Annotated in this window: 17 protein-coding genes; 9 read left to right on the plus strand and 8 right to left on the minus strand. The window is 71.2% G+C overall.

Features of this window, described 5'->3' with window-relative positions:
* The first annotated feature begins 28 nt into the window (after positions 1-28).
* From JAP66_RS04365 to JAP66_RS04390, 6 genes are all read left to right on the plus strand, one after another.
* Positions 29-1240 carry an alpha-hydroxy acid oxidase gene (locus JAP66_RS04365; protein ID WP_307849455.1) on the plus strand — a complete coding sequence of 404 codons (1212 nt, stop codon included), beginning with the start codon at positions 29-31 and terminating at the stop codon, positions 1238-1240.
* 257 nt (positions 1241-1497) lie between these two features.
* Positions 1498-2691, plus strand: a complete 1194-nt coding sequence (locus JAP66_RS04370; protein WP_199430243.1) for a PucR family transcriptional regulator — start codon at positions 1498-1500, stop codon at positions 2689-2691.
* Positions 2692-2853: 162 nt separating this feature from the next.
* Positions 2854-3792 (plus strand): ACP S-malonyltransferase, encoded by a 939-nt coding sequence (locus JAP66_RS04375; protein ID WP_210769727.1) that lies wholly within the window; start codon positions 2854-2856, stop codon positions 3790-3792.
* Positions 3789-4775, plus strand: coding sequence for a beta-ketoacyl-ACP synthase III (locus JAP66_RS04380; RefSeq protein ID WP_199430245.1), 987 nt, complete (start codon positions 3789-3791; stop codon positions 4773-4775). The genes JAP66_RS04375 and JAP66_RS04380 overlap by 4 nt, the downstream gene beginning before the upstream one ends.
* A gap of 71 nt (positions 4776-4846) precedes the next feature.
* Complete coding sequence (locus JAP66_RS04385) at positions 4847-5092, plus strand: acyl carrier protein (protein WP_199430246.1); 246 nt, start codon at positions 4847-4849, stop codon at positions 5090-5092.
* Between the two features lie 28 nt (positions 5093-5120).
* Positions 5121-6368 (plus strand): beta-ketoacyl-[acyl-carrier-protein] synthase family protein, encoded by a 1248-nt coding sequence (locus JAP66_RS04390; RefSeq protein WP_199430247.1) that lies wholly within the window; start codon positions 5121-5123, stop codon positions 6366-6368.
* A 59-nt stretch (positions 6369-6427) separates the two neighbouring features.
* On the opposite strand, the gene JAP66_RS04395 is transcribed toward JAP66_RS04390, so the two are convergent.
* The 3 genes from JAP66_RS04395 to JAP66_RS04405 all read right to left on the minus strand — a co-directional run bounded on the left by JAP66_RS04395 (position 6428) and on the right by JAP66_RS04405 (position 9318).
* Positions 6428-7015, minus strand: coding sequence for a hypothetical protein (locus tag JAP66_RS04395; RefSeq protein ID WP_307849432.1), 588 nt, complete (start codon positions 7013-7015; stop codon positions 6428-6430).
* A gap of 88 nt (positions 7016-7103) precedes the next feature.
* Positions 7104-7595 (minus strand): DUF3145 domain-containing protein, encoded by a 492-nt coding sequence (locus tag JAP66_RS04400; protein WP_199430248.1) that lies wholly within the window; start codon positions 7593-7595, stop codon positions 7104-7106.
* A 232-nt stretch (positions 7596-7827) separates the two neighbouring features.
* The gene (locus tag JAP66_RS04405) at positions 7828-9318 is read right to left on the minus strand and encodes a S8 family serine peptidase (RefSeq protein WP_199430249.1); all 1491 of its coding nucleotides are present in this window, start codon (positions 9316-9318) and stop codon (positions 7828-7830) included.
* 278 nt (positions 9319-9596) lie between these two features.
* Between JAP66_RS04405 and JAP66_RS04410 the strand changes: the two genes are divergently transcribed.
* Positions 9597-10862, plus strand: coding sequence for a hypothetical protein (locus tag JAP66_RS04410; protein ID WP_199430250.1), 1266 nt, complete (start codon positions 9597-9599; stop codon positions 10860-10862).
* A 22-nt stretch (positions 10863-10884) separates the two neighbouring features.
* Here the strand turns inward: JAP66_RS04410 and JAP66_RS04415 are convergent, their stop codons facing one another.
* Positions 10885-12273: a dihydrolipoyl dehydrogenase family protein gene (locus tag JAP66_RS04415; protein ID WP_199430251.1), complete on the minus strand. Its 1389-nt coding sequence runs from the start codon at positions 12271-12273 to the stop codon at positions 10885-10887.
* A gap of 114 nt (positions 12274-12387) precedes the next feature.
* On the opposite strand from JAP66_RS04415, the gene JAP66_RS31985 reads away from it, so the two are divergent.
* Positions 12388-13161, plus strand: a complete 774-nt coding sequence (locus JAP66_RS31985) for an Lsr2 dimerization domain-containing protein (RefSeq protein ID WP_235998753.1) — start codon at positions 12388-12390, stop codon at positions 13159-13161.
* Between the two features lie 19 nt (positions 13162-13180).
* Here the strand turns inward: JAP66_RS31985 and JAP66_RS04425 are convergent, their stop codons facing one another.
* From JAP66_RS04425 to JAP66_RS04440, 4 genes are all read right to left on the minus strand, one after another.
* Positions 13181-14572, minus strand: coding sequence for an NAD(P)(+) transhydrogenase (Re/Si-specific) subunit beta (locus JAP66_RS04425; RefSeq protein WP_199430252.1), 1392 nt, complete (start codon positions 14570-14572; stop codon positions 13181-13183).
* Positions 14569-14880: an NAD(P) transhydrogenase subunit alpha part 2 gene (locus tag JAP66_RS04430; protein ID WP_199430253.1), complete on the minus strand. Its 312-nt coding sequence runs from the start codon at positions 14878-14880 to the stop codon at positions 14569-14571. The genes JAP66_RS04425 and JAP66_RS04430 overlap by 4 nt, the downstream gene beginning before the upstream one ends.
* Positions 14880-15986 carry a Re/Si-specific NAD(P)(+) transhydrogenase subunit alpha gene (locus JAP66_RS04435; protein ID WP_199430254.1) on the minus strand — a complete coding sequence of 369 codons (1107 nt, stop codon included), beginning with the start codon at positions 15984-15986 and terminating at the stop codon, positions 14880-14882. Before JAP66_RS04435 ends, JAP66_RS04430 begins: the two co-directional genes overlap by 1 nt.
* A 94-nt stretch (positions 15987-16080) precedes the next feature.
* On the minus strand, positions 16081-16749 hold the full coding sequence (locus JAP66_RS04440; protein WP_199430255.1) for a TetR family transcriptional regulator: 669 nt from the start codon (positions 16747-16749) through the stop codon (positions 16081-16083).
* An 84-nt stretch (positions 16750-16833) separates the two neighbouring features.
* Between JAP66_RS04440 and JAP66_RS04445 the strand changes: the two genes are divergently transcribed.
* Positions 16834-17907, plus strand: coding sequence for a ferredoxin reductase (locus JAP66_RS04445; protein WP_199430256.1), 1074 nt, complete (start codon positions 16834-16836; stop codon positions 17905-17907).
* Positions 17908-17917: the final 10 nt, after the last annotated feature.

Consider the following 17917-nt stretch of genomic DNA (forward strand, 5'->3'; position numbering starts at 1 on the left):
GTTCATGGCAACTCGAGGAGCTGACATGGTGACCAGGCGCCGGGTGCCACGGCCTGCCGAGCTCGGGCAGATCCTGCGGCCGAAGCCACTCGTACTGAACCCCACCGACCGGCGGCTCGCGGCCGCGCACACGATCGGTGACCTGCGCGCGATCGCCCGCAGGCGCACCCCGCGGGCGGTCTTCGACTACACCGACGGCGCCGCCGAGCTCGAGGACAGCCTGCGCCGGGCCAGGCAGGCCTTCCGCAACATCGAGTTCCGCCCCAACGTACTGCGCGGGGTGTCCGATGTGGACACCAGCGTCGAGATCCTCGGCGAGCGCTCCGCGCTGCCGTTCGCGTTCGCCCCGACCGGGTTCACGCGGATGATGCACCACGAGGGCGAGCGCGCGGTCGCCCGGGTCGCCGAGCGCGCGGGCATCCCGTACGCGCTGTCGACGATGGGGACGACCTCGATCGAGGACGTGGCCGGTGCCGCACCGGCCGGGCGCAGGTGGTTCCAGCTGTACGTCTGGCGCGACCGCGCCGCAGGCCGGGACCTGATGGCACGCGCGCACGAGGCAGGCTACGACACCCTGATGCTCACGGTCGACACGCCCGTCGGCGGCGCCCGGATGCGCGACGTGCGCAACGGGCTCACGATCCCTCCCGCACTGACCCTGCGGACCTTCCTCGACGGCGCGATGCACCCGGCCTGGTGGATGAACCTGCTCAGCACCGAACCGCTGACATTCGCCTCGCTGAGCAGGTGGGACGGCACCGCGCAGGAGCTCATCAACGAGATCTTCGACCCGACCCTGAACTACGACGACCTGGCCTGGGTCCGGGAGTGCTGGCCGGGCAGGCTCGTGGTGAAGGGCATCCAGAACCCCGGCGACGCCCGCGACGTCGTCAAGGCGGGTGCCGAGGCGGTGATCCTTTCCAACCACGGCGGCAGGCAGCTCGACCGGGCACCGACCCCGCTCGAGTTGCTGCCCGCGACACTCGACGCCGTGGGCGGCGATGCGGAGGTGTGGCTCGACACCGGAATCCTCTCCGGGGGTGACATCGTGGCGGCTATCGCCATGGGCGCCGACGCGTGCCTGGTCGGCCGCGCCTATCTCTACGGCCTGATGGCGGGCGGCGAGCGGGGCGTGCAGCGCGCCGTCGACATCCTGCGCACCGAGATCGTGCGGACGATGCAGTTGCTCGGCGTGCGCTCCGTCGGCGAGCTGACGCCGGCGCACGCGGCGCTGCGCTGAGCGGCACCGAGGCTGTCACCCACTCGCGTGAGGCGCCCTCCGCAAGCCGCTGAGCTGCGGAATCGGCCCAATCCAAGTGAGCCACGAACGGGTGAGACCACTGGCGCCCGATGATCGACAAGGTCCATAGTGGAATCACCGGTGGGGACCGGGGAGACGAGACCGCCCGACGCAGCGAGAACCCGCAGCGCGTCGGGCGGTCTCGTATTTGTGGCACGGCCGGGTGCCGATGCGCCGCGACGTAGGATCACGACACGATGTCACCGACGAAGCGGCACGGTCTGTCCGCCAAGACCCTGCGGGAACTGGAACGGGCCTCCGGCCGGCTCGCCAAGGCGAGTGTCACGGCCATGGAGGAACAGCTCCCGTGGTTCAGCCGGCTGCCTGCCGACCAGCGGGCCAGCGTCGTGCTCATCACCCAGAGCGGGGCCGCCGGCTTCGTGCGCTGGCTGCGTGACTCGAAGGAGGCGCTCCGGCTCACCACCGAGGCCTTCCGTACCGCACCGCAGGAGCTCTCCCGCTGGATCAGCCTCCGGCAGGCGGTCGGCCTCGTGCGGCTGGCCATCGAGGTGTTCGAGGAGCAGCTGCCGGAGTTCGCCGCCGACGACAAGGAGCGCGCGGCACTCACCGAGGGCATCCTCCGCTACGGCCGGGAGGTCGCCTTCGCCACCGCCAGCTCCTATGCCGCCGCGGCCGAGGCACGCGGTGCGTGGGACGCCCGGCTCGAGGCCCTCGTCGTCGACGGAATCGTGCGCGGCGACGCCGAGGAGTCGGTGCTGTCCAGGGCCGCGGCACTCGGCTGGGACCCGGCCGCGAACGCCACCGTCCTCGTCGGCAACCCACCGTCGGACGACCCCCCGACCGTCGTCTTCGAGGTCCGCAGCCGCGCCGCGCGGGCGGGCAGGCCGGTGCTGCTCAGCGTGCAGGGTTCGCGGCTGGTCGTGGTGGTCGCCGGGCCCACCGAGGGCACGGCGAAGGACCGGGCGATCCTGTCCACCCTGTCCATCGCCTTCGCCGAAGGTCCGGTCGTCGCAGGTCCGACGGTGCCCAGCCTCGCCGAGGCGCATCTGAGCGCCGCGGAGGCACTGTCCGGCCTGCGCGCCGTCGTGGGCTGGCCCGCTGCCCCCCGTCCGGCCCGCTCGGCGGACCTGCTGCCCGAACGCGCGCTGGCCGGTGACGCCGAGGCCGAGCGCCTGCTGATCGAGGAGATCGCGCGCCCGCTGGAGGACGCGGGCCCTGCGCTGCTGGAGACGATCGAGACATACCTGGAGAGCGGCGGCGTGCTGGAGACGTGCGCGCGCACGTTGTTCGTGCATCCGAACACAGTGCGCTACCGGCTGCGCAAGGCGGCGGAGCTGACCGGCCGTCATCCGGCGGATCCGCGGGACGGCCTGGTGCTCCGGATCGCGCTCACGGTCGGCAGGCTCGCCCGCTCACGCGGCCTCTGGTAGTCCGTTCGGGCGTGACCGGACTCACCGGTAAAGTGCTCGAACCCGACAATTCTTTTCCCCCGTCGCGGTTCATCTCCTCGTCACATTTGTAGGGTTCCCACAACGTCACGGCGTGGACTTGGTGACTCGCGGCATCACGGCGGAGCGCGCCGAACGTGTTCCCTGGATAGTGTGATCGCCCTTCTCTGCCCCGGACAGGGGTCTCAGGCCCCCGGCATGCTCACTCCCTGGCTCGACGCCGACGGTGCCCGTGACCGGCTGCGACACTGGTCCGACCGCTGCGGGCTCGACCTGCTGCGCCTCGGCACCGAGTCCGACGCCGAGGAGATCCAGGACACGGCGATCACCCAGCCGCTGATCGTCGCCGGCTCACTGCTCGCCTACGAGCGGCTGCGCGACGAGGTGCCTGCGGACGCCCCGGTCGCGGGGCACTCGGTGGGTGAGCTGGCCGCCGCCGCGATCGCCGGGGTGTTCCCCGCCGAGGACGCCGTCACGCTGGCCGCCGTCCGCGGGGCCGAGATGGCGAAGGCCTGCGCCATCGAGCCCAGCAGCATGGCCGCGGTCATGCTCGGTGAGCCCGAGCGGGTGGTGAGCTGGCTGCACGAGAACGGGCTCGAAGCCGCCAACCGGAACGGCGCGGGCCAGATCGTCGCCTCCGGTGCGCGCGAGGCGATCGAGCGGATCGTCGCCGAGCCACTCGAAGGCACCAAGGTGCGCCCGCTCAAGGTCGCCGGGGCGTTTCACACCGGGTACATGGCTCCGGCGGCCGAGGCGCTGCGGGCCTACGCCGCGGAGATCAGCCCGGCCGCGCCCACCCGTCCCCTGCTGTCCAACGCCGACGGCGCCGTGGTGCGCGACGGCGCCGAGTACCTCGACCGGCTCGTCAGGCAGGTGACCAGCCCGGTGCGCTGGGACCTGACGATGCACGGCCTCGTCTCGCTCGGCGTCACCGGCACCGTCGAGCTGCCGCCCGCCGGAACGCTCACCGGCCTGGTCAAGCGCGAGCTCAAGGGCACGGTGACGAAGGCGGTCGCCGTGAAGACCCGGGACGACGTGGAGGCCGTGACGGCGCTCGTCGCGGGGCGGGAGGAGACCCGATGACCCGTGAACGACCGGCGCTGCGGCTGAGCCAGGGCGCATCCGCCACGCGCGTGCTCGGTATCGGCAGCACCCAGCCCGACCGGGTGGTCACCAACGAGGACCTGTCCAGGACCATGGACACCACCGACCAGTGGATCCGGGAGCGCGTCGGCATCATCGAGCGCCGGTTCGCCGCCAAGGACGAGCTGCTGGTCGACATGGCGGTCACCGCGGGCGCCAAGGCCCTCGCCGACGCCGGCGCGGATCCGTCCGAAGTGGACACCGTGATCGTGCCGAACTGCACGATGCCCTCGCCGATACCCAACGCCGCGGGCCAGGTGGCCGACCGGATCGGGATCAAGGCGGCGGGTGCGTTCGACCTCAACGCCGCGTGCGCGGGCTTCTGCTACGGCCTCGGCGTGGCCTCGGACCTCATCCGGGCCGGGTCGGCCGACAAGGTGCTCGTGATCGGCGCGGAGAAGCTCACCGACGTGGTGGATCCGACGGACCGGGCGAACGCGATCATCTTCGCCGACGCCGCGGGCGCGGCGCTGGTCGGCCCCTCCACCGAACCCGGCATCGGGCCGGTGGCCTGGGGCAGCGCGGGCGACCTCGTGGACACCATCTACATGCGGGAGCACCGCTACATCCACCAGGAGGGCCAGTCGGTCTTCCGGTGGGCGACCACCCAGATCGCCCCGATCGCGCTGCGCGCGGTGGAGCTGGCCGGACTGGAACCGTCCGATGTGGATGTGCTCATCCCGCACCAGGCCAACCTGCGCATCGTCGAGGCGATCGCCAAGCGGCTGCGCGCCAAGGGCGCGCGCGAGGACATGGTGGTCGCCGACGACATCATCTACTCCGGCAACACCTCGTCGGCCTCGATCCCGCTGGCGCTGGACCACATGCGCGCCGCAGGGACCGTGCGCACCGGCGACGTGGTGCTCATGATCGGCTTCGGTGCCGGATTGTCGTACGCGGGCCAGGTCATCATCTGCCCGTGATACCACTTACCCCCGCGGGCATCCGGCCCGCCGTGTCGCAAGCAGAGCGAAAAGCAGAAAGGGAATCCCCAGTGGCGGAAAAAGCAGAGATCCTGTCCGGTCTGGCCGAGATCGTCGAAGAGGTCGCCGGCGTGGCCCAGGACGACGTGAGCCTGGAGAAGTCGTTCGTGGACGACCTGGACATCGACTCGCTGTCCATGGTGGAGATCGCCGTGCAGGCCGAGGACAAGTTCGGCGTGAAGATCCCGGACGACGAGCTCGCCAACCTCAAGACCGTCGGCGACGCCGTGGACTACGTCTCGGCCAACTCGAAATAACCACCCGCACACCTCGGGGAGACTCCAGATGAGCAAGATCGACGTCGTCGTCACCGGGCTCGGCGCCACCACGCCACTCGGCGGGGACGTCGCGTCCACGTGGGACGGGCTGCTCGCAGGCCGCAGCGGCGTCCGCACCATCGAGGCCGACTGGGTCGAGCGGTTCGACCTGCCGGTGAAGATCGGCGCGGCGCTCGCCGAGGAACCGACGGAGCGGATTCCGCGCGTGCAGGCTCGCCGGCTCGACCGCTGTGAGCAGGTCGCGCTCATCGCCGCGCGGCAGGCCTGGGCCGACGCGGGCTTCACGGAGCCGACGGACGAGCACACCGATGTCGTACCGGAGCGCCTCGGCGTGTCCATCGGCACCGGTATCGGTGGCCCGGTCACGCTGCTGAACCAGGACGACCTGCTCGAGGAGCACGGCATCCGGAAGGTCTCGCCGCTGACCGTGCCGATGCTGATGCCGAACGGCCCGGCCGCCCATGTGGGGATCGACCTGAGGGCCCGCGCCGGAGTGCACTCGCCGGCGTCGGCGTGTGCCTCCGGCGCGGAGGGGATCGCGCTCGGCTACCAGATGATCCAGACCGGCCGTGCCGACGTGGTCATCGCAGGCGGCGCGGAGGCCTGCATCCACCCGATCACCATCGCCGGGTTCGCGCAGGCCCGGACGGTGTCGACGCGCAACGACGACCCGGCGCACGCCTCCCGGCCGTTCGACACCAACCGGGACGGCTTCGTGCTCGGCGAGGGCGCGGGTGTGGTCATCCTGGAGCGTGCCGACCTGGCCGCGGCCCGCGGCGCGACCGTGTACGCACGGCTGGGCGGCTTCGGGATCACCTCGGACGCCCACCACATCACGGGCAACCACCCGGAGGGCATCGGCCAGATCGCGGCCATGAACGAGGCGGTCCGGATGGCCGGGCTGTCGGCTGCCGACGTCGGCCACGTCAACGCGCACGCCACCTCGACCGTGGTCGGCGACATCGGCGAGGCCGCGGCCATCCGCAAGGCCATCGGTGAGCACCCCGTGGTGACCGCCCCGAAGGGCGCACTCGGTCACCTGGTCGGCGGTGCGGGCGCGGTCGAGGGCATCGCGACGATCCTGGCGCTCTACCACGGTCTGGTCCCGGCGACGCTGAACCTGGAGGAGCTGGACCCGAAGGTCGAGCTCGACGTCGTCGCCGGTGAGCCGCGCAAGGTGGAGCTCTCCGCGGCCGTCAGCAACTCGTTCGGCTTCGGCGGCCACAACACCGCCCTGCTGTTCACCCCGGCGTAGCACTCGTGAGTGGCCACGCGAGTTCTAACTCGTGTGGCCACTCACGAGGGCGGCAGGCGTCAGCACTTCTCGCGTTCCGGCGTTGTGCCCGCCGGGACGGTGTCGAGCTTCCACCGGTCGCCCTCCAGCGACAGCGGCAGGGTCAGCCGCCACCGGATGCACGTTTCGGGCAACTCCGGCGGCGCGTCGGCGACATCCTGGGTGCTGGTGAAACCGACCAGCACGTTCAGCCGCTCCTCCGGCGCCAGCTCGATGCGATGCACGAGGATGCTGCCGTCCCGGGTGCTCCGGTAGTTGGCCAGCCACTCCCGCCGCGGCTGCGCCCGGATGCGGTCCTCGACGACCGTGCTCGCCCACAGGTCGTAGTCGCGTCGGTTGATGCCGTCGAAATGGGCCTGCAGCACCTGCCGGACCCGTTCGCTGTCCGGGTGCGCGGCCGCGTCGGCGGTCAGCTCGACCCGCGGTGAGCCGGGCTCCCGCCCCGGGGGAAGCGAGCTCGTCGCCGAGCGGGACACCGCGATCTCGCCTGCGGCGGGCCGGTGGTACAGCTCCCTGGTCAGCAGGCCGCCGCCGACGGTCAGCGACACCACCACGACGAGCACGGGCAGCAGCCACCGCAGCGAGCTGTTGGACGGCGTCAGCGGCACGGCGCCAGATTAGTGTCCGCACCCGGTGCTCACGTGTCCGCACCCGGTGCACGCGTGTTCGTAGCGCGGGGACAGGGTGCCTTGCCCATCAGCCCACCTGGTGCAGCCAGGTGACCGGGGCGCCGTCCCCGGCGTGGCGGAACGGTTCGAGTGCTTCGTCCCAGTTCGCGCCGAGCAGCTCGTCGAGCTTGTGCGCGAGCTGCTCGCCGGCGCGGCTGCGGGCGACGAGGCTGCGGAGCTGGTCCTCCCCCACCACGATGTCGCCGTTCGCGCTGGTCCGCCCGTGCCACAACCCGAGGCCGGGCGCGTAGCAGAACCGCTGCCCGTCGACACCGGGGCTCGGCTCCTCGGCGACCTCGAAACGGAGCATCGGCCACGCCTTGAGCGCGGCAGCCAGCTTCCCGGCCGTGCCCGCGGGCGCACGCCAGTCACACTCGGCACGCAGCTGCCCAGGGGCGGCCGGCTGCGCCGTCCACCGCAAATCCACCCGGCCACCCAGGGTGCCCGAGATCGCCCACTCGACGTGCGGGCATACCGCAGACGGCGACGAGTGGACGTACACCACGCCACGAGTGCTCACTGCTGACCTCCGCTACTCGACGAGGGGCGTCTTCCCCTACGACCTCGCGAGCGGCGGAAATATATCGACTCGTAGCGACTCCAGCGCCCATTCTGCACTGCGCTCACCCATTTGGCCACATGAGCACCAGAAATCACACCTGGCGGTGAGCGAGGGAGCTCTGCCGGCGGCCGAAAGTGGCAGAGCTCCCTCTGCGCTCCCTCTGCGCTCCCTCAGCGCTCCCTCGGCCGGATCAGGCGGCCGGCCGGGCGCCGAGGCTGGTGGCCGCGGCGACCGTGTCGACAAGGCCGGTGCCCTTGTCGAAGCTCGACGTGTACCCGCCGGCCTGCTCGTACGGCGCACCGTCGGAGAACTTGTACGCGGTCGACTTCAGCACGTCCTCGATCTCACCGGGTGTCGCGCCCGGTTTCGCCTGGAAGAGCTGCGCCACGATGCCGGTGATCTGCGGCGCCGCCATCGACGTACCGCTGATCACGTTGTACGTGCCGAGGTCGAGCAGCCCCGGCCCGTTCACCGGCTGCAGGCCAGTGGAGCAGATCGGCTGGTACGGCCGGCAGGCGGACAGGATGTTCTCGCCGGGAGCGGAGATGTCCGGCCAGCTCTGCGAGTCGGTCGCCAGGCCCCGCGACGAGAAGTCCGACACCGTGCCGTCGCGGGTCCCGGTGCCCTGGTCGTTGTAGGAGGCCACGGACAGCACGCCCGGCGTGGGGTCCTGCCCCGGCGGGTTCGACAGGTTCTCCGATCCGTCGCCGCCGTCGTTGCCGTTGGCCCACACCGTGACCACGCCCTCCGCAGCCAGCGCACGCTGCAGTTTCACAGTGGCCGAGTTCGGGTCGAACCCGCCGCCCCCGCTCGGCCCGTAGGAGTTGTTGATGACCTTGATCGGCGGGCACGCCTGCGGCGAGACGCCCGCGCCGCACGGGGCCTCGTGGTTCTCCAGCACCCAGTTCAGCGCCGCGTCGCTGCCGAGCACGACCAGCGCCGCGCCGGTGGAGATGGAGACGATCTTCGAGCCGGGCGCCGAGCCGCCGACCGGCGTGTCGCCGGACACGGTGAGGGCGTTGCCCGCGGCGATGCCGGTGACGTGCGTGCCGTGCCCGCCGAGGGACAGCGTGTCGGTGTCCACGTTGCCGGGCACCCGCACCACACAGCCCGTGTCGGTGCCTCCGCCCGCGCAGAGACTCTTGAGGTTGGCCACGACCCGGCTCGAGCCGTCCGGGCCGCGGAAGGCCGGATGGTTCGGGTCCACCCCGGTGTCGATCACCGCCACCGAGACCCCGCGGCCGTCGAGCGCCTGACCGTCGGCCCCGGTCAGCGTCGTGCGTGCCTGCGCACTGCGGGTCGCCTCGGTGCCTGTGCTGGCGAACACCCGCAGCGGATCGTTGTTCTCCACGTAGCTGACGCCCTCGGCGGCGCGCACCGCACGCACCTGGTCGGCCGTCCCGGTCGCGGCGACGACGCCGATCTTGCGGAAGCTGGTGATCGGCGCCAGGCCGGCCTCGCGGACGGCGCCCTGCGCGGCCGCCAGATCGGTGCCGTGCACGAGCGCGGTAACCTGCGCGGCCGCGCCTGCCGACCCCAGCAGTGCCCCGAGCGTGCCGGAGACCGGCGCGAGCGGATCGGCGTCCTGCGCCAACGCCGGCGCGGAACCCGCGAGCGGAAGTGCGATGACGGATGCGGCGACCAGTGCTGATCGTCGCAACCGGCTCTTGCGTGGGCGCATCTCGGCCTCCGAACTTCGCCTGCCAATACCGTGCCTACCAACGAGTAGCACTGAACTAGGTGACGGTGAACACTGTCAACGGTTACTTTCCGCCAGGATTCTGAGCTGGGCACCCTGAACGAGGTCACTCACAGGTGAGGGCTCTGCTGGTGAAAGCTGGTGAAAGCTGGTGAAAGCTGGTGAAAGCTGGTGAAAGCTGGTGAAAGCTGCTGAAACGGTCCTGCTCGGACCGCGCTAGCGTGTGCACCGCGACGTGCGGTTCCAGGGGAGGTGTCGACGTGCGGCTCGTCCGGTTTCCACGGCAGCCCGCCCGGGTGTCCGACGACGTCCGCGCCGCGCTGGCCTCCCTCGGCCGCGGCGAGAACGTCGTCGGCGGGCTCGCGCTGGTCGGCGTGCAGCCGCCCGGGTGGACTAGCGCCGTCGACGCCGTCCTGATCGTGCCGCACGGCGTGCTGGTGGTCCTCGGGGTCGACCTGCCTGATCCGGCGATGCGGCTCACGGCCCCGCTGACCGGCCGGTGGGAGGCCGATGGCTGGCCGCTGGTTCACCCAGGTGCGGCCGTCAACCCCGCCACGGAGGCGCTCGCGCTGGCCGAGGCCGTCGCGGGTCTCGTCCGCGCGGCCCGGCCCGGCGCCACCATCGGCACGGTGATCGCCGTCGGCCCGTTCGTCGAGACCGTGGAGCAGCCGCCCGCCGACCTGGCCGGCCCGGTCCGTGTGATCCACCCGACGCCCACGAGCATGCTCGCCGCGACCGTTTCCCTCGCGTCCGCGAAGGAGACCTTCTCCACCGCCGCGGTCCGCTCACTCGTCGAGCGGCTCGCGCCGGACGCACCCGAGCTGACCGAGAGCACGCTCGTGGCGGAGGGTTTCACGGCCACCGAGGAAGTGCCCGCACCACGACCATCGGTCGCTCCGGCGCCGCCGTCCGCGGCCGGCCCGCGCCAGGGGGCGGCGGTTGCGCAACCCGGGCGCGGGCGCCCCGTGCGGTGGCAGGGCATCGCCGCGCTCGCCCTCCTGGTGGCCATCGCCGCGGCCGCGATCGTGCTCGCCACCACCCAGGGCGGCGGCGATCCCCCGCCCCGCCGCACTCCCCCGGTCGTCCCGGCGGGCGGGACCGACTTCACCCAGCGGGCCACCGCCGTGCAGCAGGAGTGCGCCGCGCACGCCGAGGGCGACCTGCAGGCGTCGCTGCGGCGCACCGGCTGCGTCCACCTCCGGCGCGGCAGCTACGAGACGGAGGTCGACGGCAGGCAGATCGCCGTGTCCGTGGCTGCCGTGACGTTCGCCGACGAGCAGCAGGCACAGGAGTTCCTGGCACTGGCCGACACGCCGGGCAGCGGCACGATCACCGACGTCGCCACGGAGACCGCGAGCTGGCCGCGGCCGGTGCCCGCCTTCACCGATGCCGCGTACGCGAGCGCCGTGAACGGGTCCGCGGTCCACCTCGCCCTGAGCTGTCCGGTCGAGGGCCCCTCGAACCCGGACGACACCGAACTGGGCAAGGCAGCGCGCGCCGCGCTGGAGATCCCGCTACCGGACTGAGCCTCCGGCTCCGGCCTGCCGGTCAGAGGCCGTACTCCTCGAGCAACCGCAGCCACACCTCGCTGATCGTCGGGAACGCCGGCACGGCGTGCCACAGCCGGTGCAGCGGCACCTCTCCCACGACGGCGACCGTCGCCGAATGCAGCAGCTCCGCCACGTCCTGCCCGACGAACGTCACCCCGGCCAGCACCTCCCGCTCCGTGTCCACGACCATCCGTGCCCTGCCGGAGTAGCCGTCCGCGTGCAACGCCGAGCCCGCCACCGCGATGTCCAGATCCACGACCCGGTGCCGCTCGCTCTCGGCAGCGGGCAGTCCCACCGACGCCACCTCGGGGTCGGTGAACACCACCTGCGTCACCGCATGGTGGTCGGCGGTCGCGGCGAAGCGGCTCCACGGCGCCGCCACGGGCCGCTCGCCCCGTGCCTTCGCCGCCACCACGTCACCGACGACCCGCGCCGCGTACTTGCCCTGATGGGTCAGCGGCGCACGCCCGGTGACGTCACCCGCCGCGTAGAGCCAGTCGCCGTCCACCCCGGACACCATGCCGCTGTCGTCGACGATGAGCGCGGCGCCGGGATCGAGGCCGACGATGCCGAGGCCGATGTCGTCGGTGGCCGGCCTGCGGCCGGTGGCGACGAGCAGCCGGTCCGCCGCCAGCTCACGGCCGTCGGCGAGCCCGATCCGAACCGAACCATCTACTGTGGACACGCGCTCGGCGTCGGCCTCCAGGTGCACCCGGACGCCGTCCTCGCGCAGGCCCTCGGCCACCGCGTCACCCACGAACCCCGCCAGCCGCGGCAGCGGCCGGGCACCGGACACGATCAGGTCCACCGTGGCACCGAGACGGGCCCATGCCTGCGCCATCTCGACCCCGACCACACCGCCGCCGAGCACCGCCAGCCTGCCGGGTACCTCCGAGGCCGCCGTCGCGTCCCGCGAGGTCCACACCGGCACGTCCGCCAGACCGTCCAGGCGAGGCATGTTCGGCACACTGCCGGTGCACACCACCACCGCGTGCGTGGCGCGCAGCACGCGACCGTCGTCGATGGTCACCTCGCGCTCGCCGGTGATCCGCCCATGCCCCCGGACCGGTTCGATGCCCGCACCGCGAGCCCAGTCGACCTGGCCGCCGTCGTCCCAGTGCGCCGCGAACGCGTCCCGCCTGGCGAACACCGCGTCGGTGTCGAGTCCTCCGGTGACGCCGGCGCCGGGCACCCGCCGTGCCGCGGCGAGCAGGTTTCCCGGCCGCAGCAGCGCTTTGCTCGGCATGCAGGCCCAGTACGAGCATTCACCGCCGAAGCGTTCGTGTTCGACGAGCGCGGTGGACAGGCCGCCCCGCACCGCTCGCCCGGCCGCGTTCTCCCCCACCGGGCCGCCGCCGATCACCACCACGTCGAAAGTCTCAGTCATGCAGAGAGCGCACACCACGCTGCGGCCGAACGCAAGCCGGGACGCCCGCGGGGGAAATTACCGCCAAGCGCTATCCTTGCGGCGAACGGTCGGCGGTAATACGGGGAGGTCTTCATGGCCAGGAGCACGGCAGTCGAACTGCTGGATGACATCGATGGGGAGCCGGCCGAGGAGACCGTCCGTTTCGCACTGGACGGTGTCGAGTACGACATCGACCTCTCCGGCGACAACGCGGACAACCTGCGGGTGACGCTGGGCCGTTACGTCGAGGCCGCCCGCCGCGCGGGTGGTCGCAAGCGGCGGCCCCGGGTCATCGGGAGGCGGAAAGGCGGCGCGCGAAAGGCGCCGGTGAAGAAAACGGCCGCGAAGGCCACCGCCGGTAAGGCCGCCTCCGCGAAAACAACGCAATCGAAGACGGCCTCCGGAAAAGCGGCAGCGAAAGCGGGCGCCGCGAAAACGAGGTCCGCGAAAACGGCGGCGGAGAAGCCCGCGCCGAAGAAGGCCGCCGCCACCAAGAAGACCACCACGCGGGCGACCGCGCCGGCGAAGGCCCCTGCCCGCAAGGCGAGCACCGCGAAGACCGCCACGCCCAAGACCGGCGCGGCCAGGACCACCGCGGGAAAGGCGACCAAGAGCGCGACCGCGGCGAACAAGACGGCGGCAGGCAAGAGCGCCGCGGGCAGGAGCACCGCGAGCAGGACGGCCAAGCCGGCGAGCAGGTCAACGGCCAAGGGGACGCAGGCGAAGGCCGCACCGGCGAAGAACGCCGCGCAGCAGGCGACGCCCAAGCGGGCCACCGGAAGGAAAACCACCGCGCCCGCCAAGCAGACCGGGGGAACGGCGTCCACCTCCGCCGTTCCCCCGGTCATGTTCTCGGCCGCGAAGTAGCGGCAGCGGCGACCGCGCGCTACAGGTTCTTCAGCTCCTCGACGATGTCGCCGACCGAAGCCTTCGCATCGCCGAAGAGCATGCTGGTCTTCGGGTCGTGGAAGAGTTCGTTCTCGATCCCGGCGAAACCGGAGCTCATCGAACGCTTCAGCACGATCACCGAGCGGCTGGCGTTGACGTGGAGAATGGGCATGCCGTAGATCGGGGAGCTCGGGTCGGACTGCGCCGCGGGATTGGTCACGTCATTGGCGCCGATGACCAGTGCCACGTCCGTCTGCGGGAACTGCGAGTTGCTCTCGTCCATTTCCTTGAGCTGGTCGTAGGGCACATCCGCCTCGGCGAGGAGCACGTTCATGTGCCCGGGCATGCGGCCGGCGACGGGATGGATCGCGTACGCCACCTCGATGCCCTTGCTCTCCAGCAGGTCGGCCATCTCACGCACCGCGTGCTGCGCCTGGGCGACGGCCATCCCGTAGCCGGGCACGACGACGACCCTGCTCGCGTACGCCATCTGGATCGCCGTGTCGGCGGCACTGGTGCTGCGCACCGGGCGCGCCTCGCCGGTACCGGTGCCGCCCCCAGCAGCCGCCGGGCCGCCGCCGAAGCCACCCGCGATGATCGCCGGGATCGAGCGGTTCATCGCCTTGGCCATCAGGTTGGTCAGGATGGAGCCGGACGCGCCGACGATCATGCCCGCCACGATCAGCGCGGTGTTGTCCAGCGCGAGTCCCATCGCCGCGGCCGAGAGCCCGGTCATCGCGTTGAGCAGTGAGATGACCACCGGCATGTCCGCGCCGCCGATGGGCAGCACCACCATGAGGCCGAACAGCGCCGAGGCGACCAGCACGCCGATGATCAGCCACTCCGAGCTGACCCCCGCGGCGATCGCCACGGCACAGGCCACGGCGGCCACCACCACGACGGCGTTCAGCGGCTGCTGCAGCCTGCCGATCGTGATCGGCTTGCTGGGCACGAGCTCCTGCAACTTGCCGAACGCGACGTTGGAGCCCCAGAACGAGATCGAACCGACGATGGCGGCGAACAGCGAAGCGATCGCGACGTAGAGCGGCTCGTGCGCGTACCCGTCGGTCGTGCGGAACTCCACCCACGCGATGAGCGCGACCGCGCCACCGCCGACGCCGTTGAACAGCGCGACCATCTGCGGCATCGCGGTCATCTTGACCTTACGTGCCGCCGGAACGCCGACGACCGTACCGAGCACGATGCCGAGCGCGATCAGCCACCAGTTCCCCATCCCGGGAAGCAGCAGCGTGGCGATCACGGCCAGGCCCATGCCGACCGCGGCGATCCAGTTGCCGCGCACGGCCGTACGGGGACCGGTCAGGCCCATCAGCCCGTAGATGAACAGTGCGAAGGAGACGATGTAGAGGAGCGAGACGACGGTCGTCATGAACCGGCCCCCTTGGCGTTCGCGGAGTCCTTCGGCTTCTCCTTGAACATCGCGAGCATCCGGTCGGTCACCAGGAAGCCACCGACGACGTTGATCGTCCCGAACGCGATGGCGATGACGAGCAGCACCTTGTTCAGCACGCCCTCGGCGCCGAGCCCCAGCACGATCAGGCCACCGAGCAGGACGATGCCGTGAATCGCGTTGGTGCCCGACATCAGCGGCGTGTGCAGGGTGTTGGGCACCTTCGAGATGACCGCGAACCCCACGAATCCGGCGAGCACGAGGATCGCCAGGCTCTGCACCAGCATCAGTTCACCTCCTCGTCCGCGCCGGCGACGCACGCGCCGGCCACGATCTCGTCGGAAAAGTCGAGCGCCAGCTTGCCGTTCTCGTCCACCAGCAGCTCCAGGAGTTCGGTGAGGTTGCGGGAGTACAGCTCGCTGGCATGCGCCGGCATCTCGGCGGGCAGGTTGAGCGGGGAGCAGATCGTCACCTCGTGTGCGACGACGTCCCGCCCCGGCTCGGTCAGCTCGCAGTTGCCACCGGCCTCACCGGCCATGTCGACGACCACGCTGCCGGGCTGCATCCCGCGCACGGCCTCGGCGGTCACCAGCTTCGGCGCCTTCCGGCCGGGCACCAGTGCGGTGGTGATCACCACGTCGAACCCGGTGATGGCCTCGGTGAGCCGCCGCTGCTGCTCGGCCCGCTCCTCCTCGGTCAGCTCTCGGGCGTAGCCGCCCTCACCGACGGCCTCGATGCCGAGGTCCAGCCAGGTCGCGCCCACCGAGCGCACCTGCTCGGCGACCTCGGGGCGCACGTCGTAACCGGTGGCCCTGGCGCCGAGCCGCTTCGCCGTGGCCAGCGCCTGCAGGCCCGCCACCCCGGCGCCGAGGACGAGCACCTTGGCCGGTGGCACGGTGCCCGCGGCGGTGGTGAGCATCGGGAAGAAGCGGGTCAGCCGCTGCGCGGCCAGCAGCACCGCGCGGTAACCGGCGACACTGCTCTGCGACGACAGCGCGTCCATTGCCTGAGCCCTGGAGATACGCGGAATCGACTCCACAGCGAACGCGCGTACACCGGACTGCTTCAGCGCCGCCAGCTCATCCACATTGGACAGCGGGGCGAGGAAGCCGATGAGCACGGTGCCCGGCGCAAGCCGTTCGATGTCGGCCCGCGTCGGCGGCGCGACCTTGAGCACGACATCGGCGCCCCAGGCGTCGCCTATCTCGGCGCCCGCCTGCTCGTAGAGTTCGTCGGGCAGGTGCGCGGCCGCACCGGCGCCGCCCTCCACGACGACGCGCAGACCGCGTTTGGTGAGCCGTTCGACGAGCTTGGGCACCAGTGCGACCCTGCGCTCGTCCGGCTTCGTTTCCTTGACCACGCCGATCGTCGGCGGCGATTCGGTCTCGGGCACTTCGTGACCTCCTCGACGGTGAGGTACCGGAGATCAGACCATACTGGACTAACGCGTGATTGGGATCACGTGAGAAGTGTCACGTCACCGATTTCTACGGCCGGCTCCGCCAATTGGGCACCGCCAGCACGATGAGCCGGAGGCGTTTCTCGGCCGTTCGAACGATCTCGGCATCGTTCGCGGCGTCGTGCGGCCTGGCCTCGACGAGTTCCAGCACCGTCTCGAACATCGCGGTGACGATGAGGTCGGCCATCATGCGCAGGTCCTCGGTGGTCCATTCGCGCAGGTAATCGAAGCGGGCGAGATCCACGGCGAGCTCGCTGGAGAACAGCCGTAACTCCACGCTGATGGCACGCCGAACGGCACCGGAGCCCGCGTAGCGCTCCCTGGTCAGGAACCGGAAATGGTCCTCGTTGGCCCGCACGTGCTCGTAGAGCGTCAGTACCGACGAGCGGATGATGTCGGCATAGGTGGTCGGATCGCTACGGGCCGCGCGCAGCATCCTGCGCAGCGTCCGCATCGACTCCTCGACCAGTGCCACGCCGAGGTCGTCCATCGAGGCGAAATGCCGGTAGAAGGCCGTCGGCACGAGCCCGGCCCGCTTCGCCACCTCGCGCAGGCTGAGGCCGGCGAGGGTGCGCTCGGCCAGCAGGCTCAGCGCGGCGTCCAGCAGTGCCTGCCGGGTGCGCTGCTTGCGCTCCTGGCGGCTGACGGGCTCGGCGGTCACCCGGACGAGATTACGCGCCCCCGCGCTATCGGCCATGTCACATCTCCCGGGCGTTGACTTGCTCGTACTCGCTGCGGTGCACTTGTCAGTGCACACACGTTCACTGTACTGGGAGGCGACATGCGCAGGCTCGCCGCGATCGCGGAGGCGCTGCTCACGCCGCACGGCATGGATCGCTACCTCGAGCTGATCCACCCGATGCTGGTACGCCGGGAGATCCGCGGCGTCGTCACCGCCGTACGCAGGCAGACGGACGACACGGTGACGCTCGCCATCCGCCCCAGCAGGGCGTGGCGCGGCTTCACCGCGGGCCAGTACGTCCGGGTGAGCGTGGACATCGACGGCGTGCGCCGCACGCGGTGCTACTCCCCGACGTGTTCGCAGCACCGCGGGGGGCGGGACCTCGAACTGACCATCAAGGCCGATCCGCAGGGACTGGTTTCGCGGCACCTGCACACCCAGGCGGCTCCCGGCCTGGTGCTCGGGCTGTCCGATCCGGACGGCGGGTTCACGCTGCCGGACCCGCGGCCACGCCGCATACTGCTCATCAGCGGTGGCAGTGGGATCACACCTGTACTCTCGATGCTGCGCACGCTCGTCGACGAGCGGCACCCCGGCGAGATCACCTTCCTGCACTACGCCAACTCGGCCGGGGACGTGCTCTACCGGCGTGAGCTCACCGAGCTGGCCGAACGGCACCCCGGCGTACGGATCGTCTTCGCCTACACCCACGAGAAGAAGGGCTCGGAGCTGCACGGCTTCTTCTCCGGCAGGCATCTCGAGCACGCCGCGCCGTGGTACGCCGAAGCGCAGACCTACCTGTGCGGGCCCCCGGCGCTGATGGACTCGGTCCGGGAGCTGTACGACACGATGGGACTGAGTGAACAACTGCACACCGAGGAGTTCGCGCCGCCGCCGCTCCGGCTCGACACCACCGGCGCCACCGGCCGGATCCGGTTCGCGCACAGCGGCAAGGAGATCGACAACTCCGGCCGTCCGCTGCTCGAGCAGGCCGAGGAGGCAGGGCTGCGTCCGGAACACGGCTGCCGGATGGGGATCTGCTTCTCCTGCACCAAGGTCAAGACCAGCGGCTGCGTGCGCGACGCCCGCTCCGGCGAGCTCTTTCCCGACGACAACCAAGAGATCCAGCTCTGCATCTCCGTCCCGGTCGGCGACGTCGAGATCAACGCGTGAACAGGAGACT

This window comes from Qaidamihabitans albus (assembly GCF_016464705.1).
In the GTDB taxonomy this organism is placed as follows: domain Bacteria; phylum Actinomycetota; class Actinomycetes; order Mycobacteriales; family Pseudonocardiaceae; genus Qaidamihabitans; species Qaidamihabitans albus.

Coding starts and splice junctions, on each gene's coding strand:
- JAP66_RS04370 (WP_199430243.1), top strand. CDS start 1,498: ATGTCACCGACGAAGCGGCACGGTCTGTCCGCCAAGACCCTGCGGGAA.
- JAP66_RS04380 (WP_199430245.1), top strand. CDS start 3,789: ATGACCCGTGAACGACCGGCGCTGCGGCTGAGCCAGGGCGCATCCGCC.
- JAP66_RS04390 (WP_199430247.1), top strand. CDS start 5,121: ATGAGCAAGATCGACGTCGTCGTCACCGGGCTCGGCGCCACCACGCCA.
- JAP66_RS04405 (WP_199430249.1), bottom strand. CDS start 9,318: ATGCGCCCACGCAAGAGCCGGTTGCGACGATCAGCACTGGTCGCCGCA.
- JAP66_RS04415 (WP_199430251.1), bottom strand. CDS start 12,273: ATGACTGAGACTTTCGACGTGGTGGTGATCGGCGGCGGCCCGGTGGGG.
- JAP66_RS31985 (WP_235998753.1), top strand. CDS start 12,388: ATGGCCAGGAGCACGGCAGTCGAACTGCTGGATGACATCGATGGGGAG.
- JAP66_RS04425 (WP_199430252.1), bottom strand. CDS start 14,572: ATGACGACCGTCGTCTCGCTCCTCTACATCGTCTCCTTCGCACTGTTC.
- JAP66_RS04430 (WP_199430253.1), bottom strand. CDS start 14,880: ATGCTGGTGCAGAGCCTGGCGATCCTCGTGCTCGCCGGATTCGTGGGG.
- JAP66_RS04440 (WP_199430255.1), bottom strand. CDS start 16,749: ATGGCCGATAGCGCGGGGGCGCGTAATCTCGTCCGGGTGACCGCCGAG.
- JAP66_RS04445 (WP_199430256.1), top strand. CDS start 16,834: ATGCGCAGGCTCGCCGCGATCGCGGAGGCGCTGCTCACGCCGCACGGC.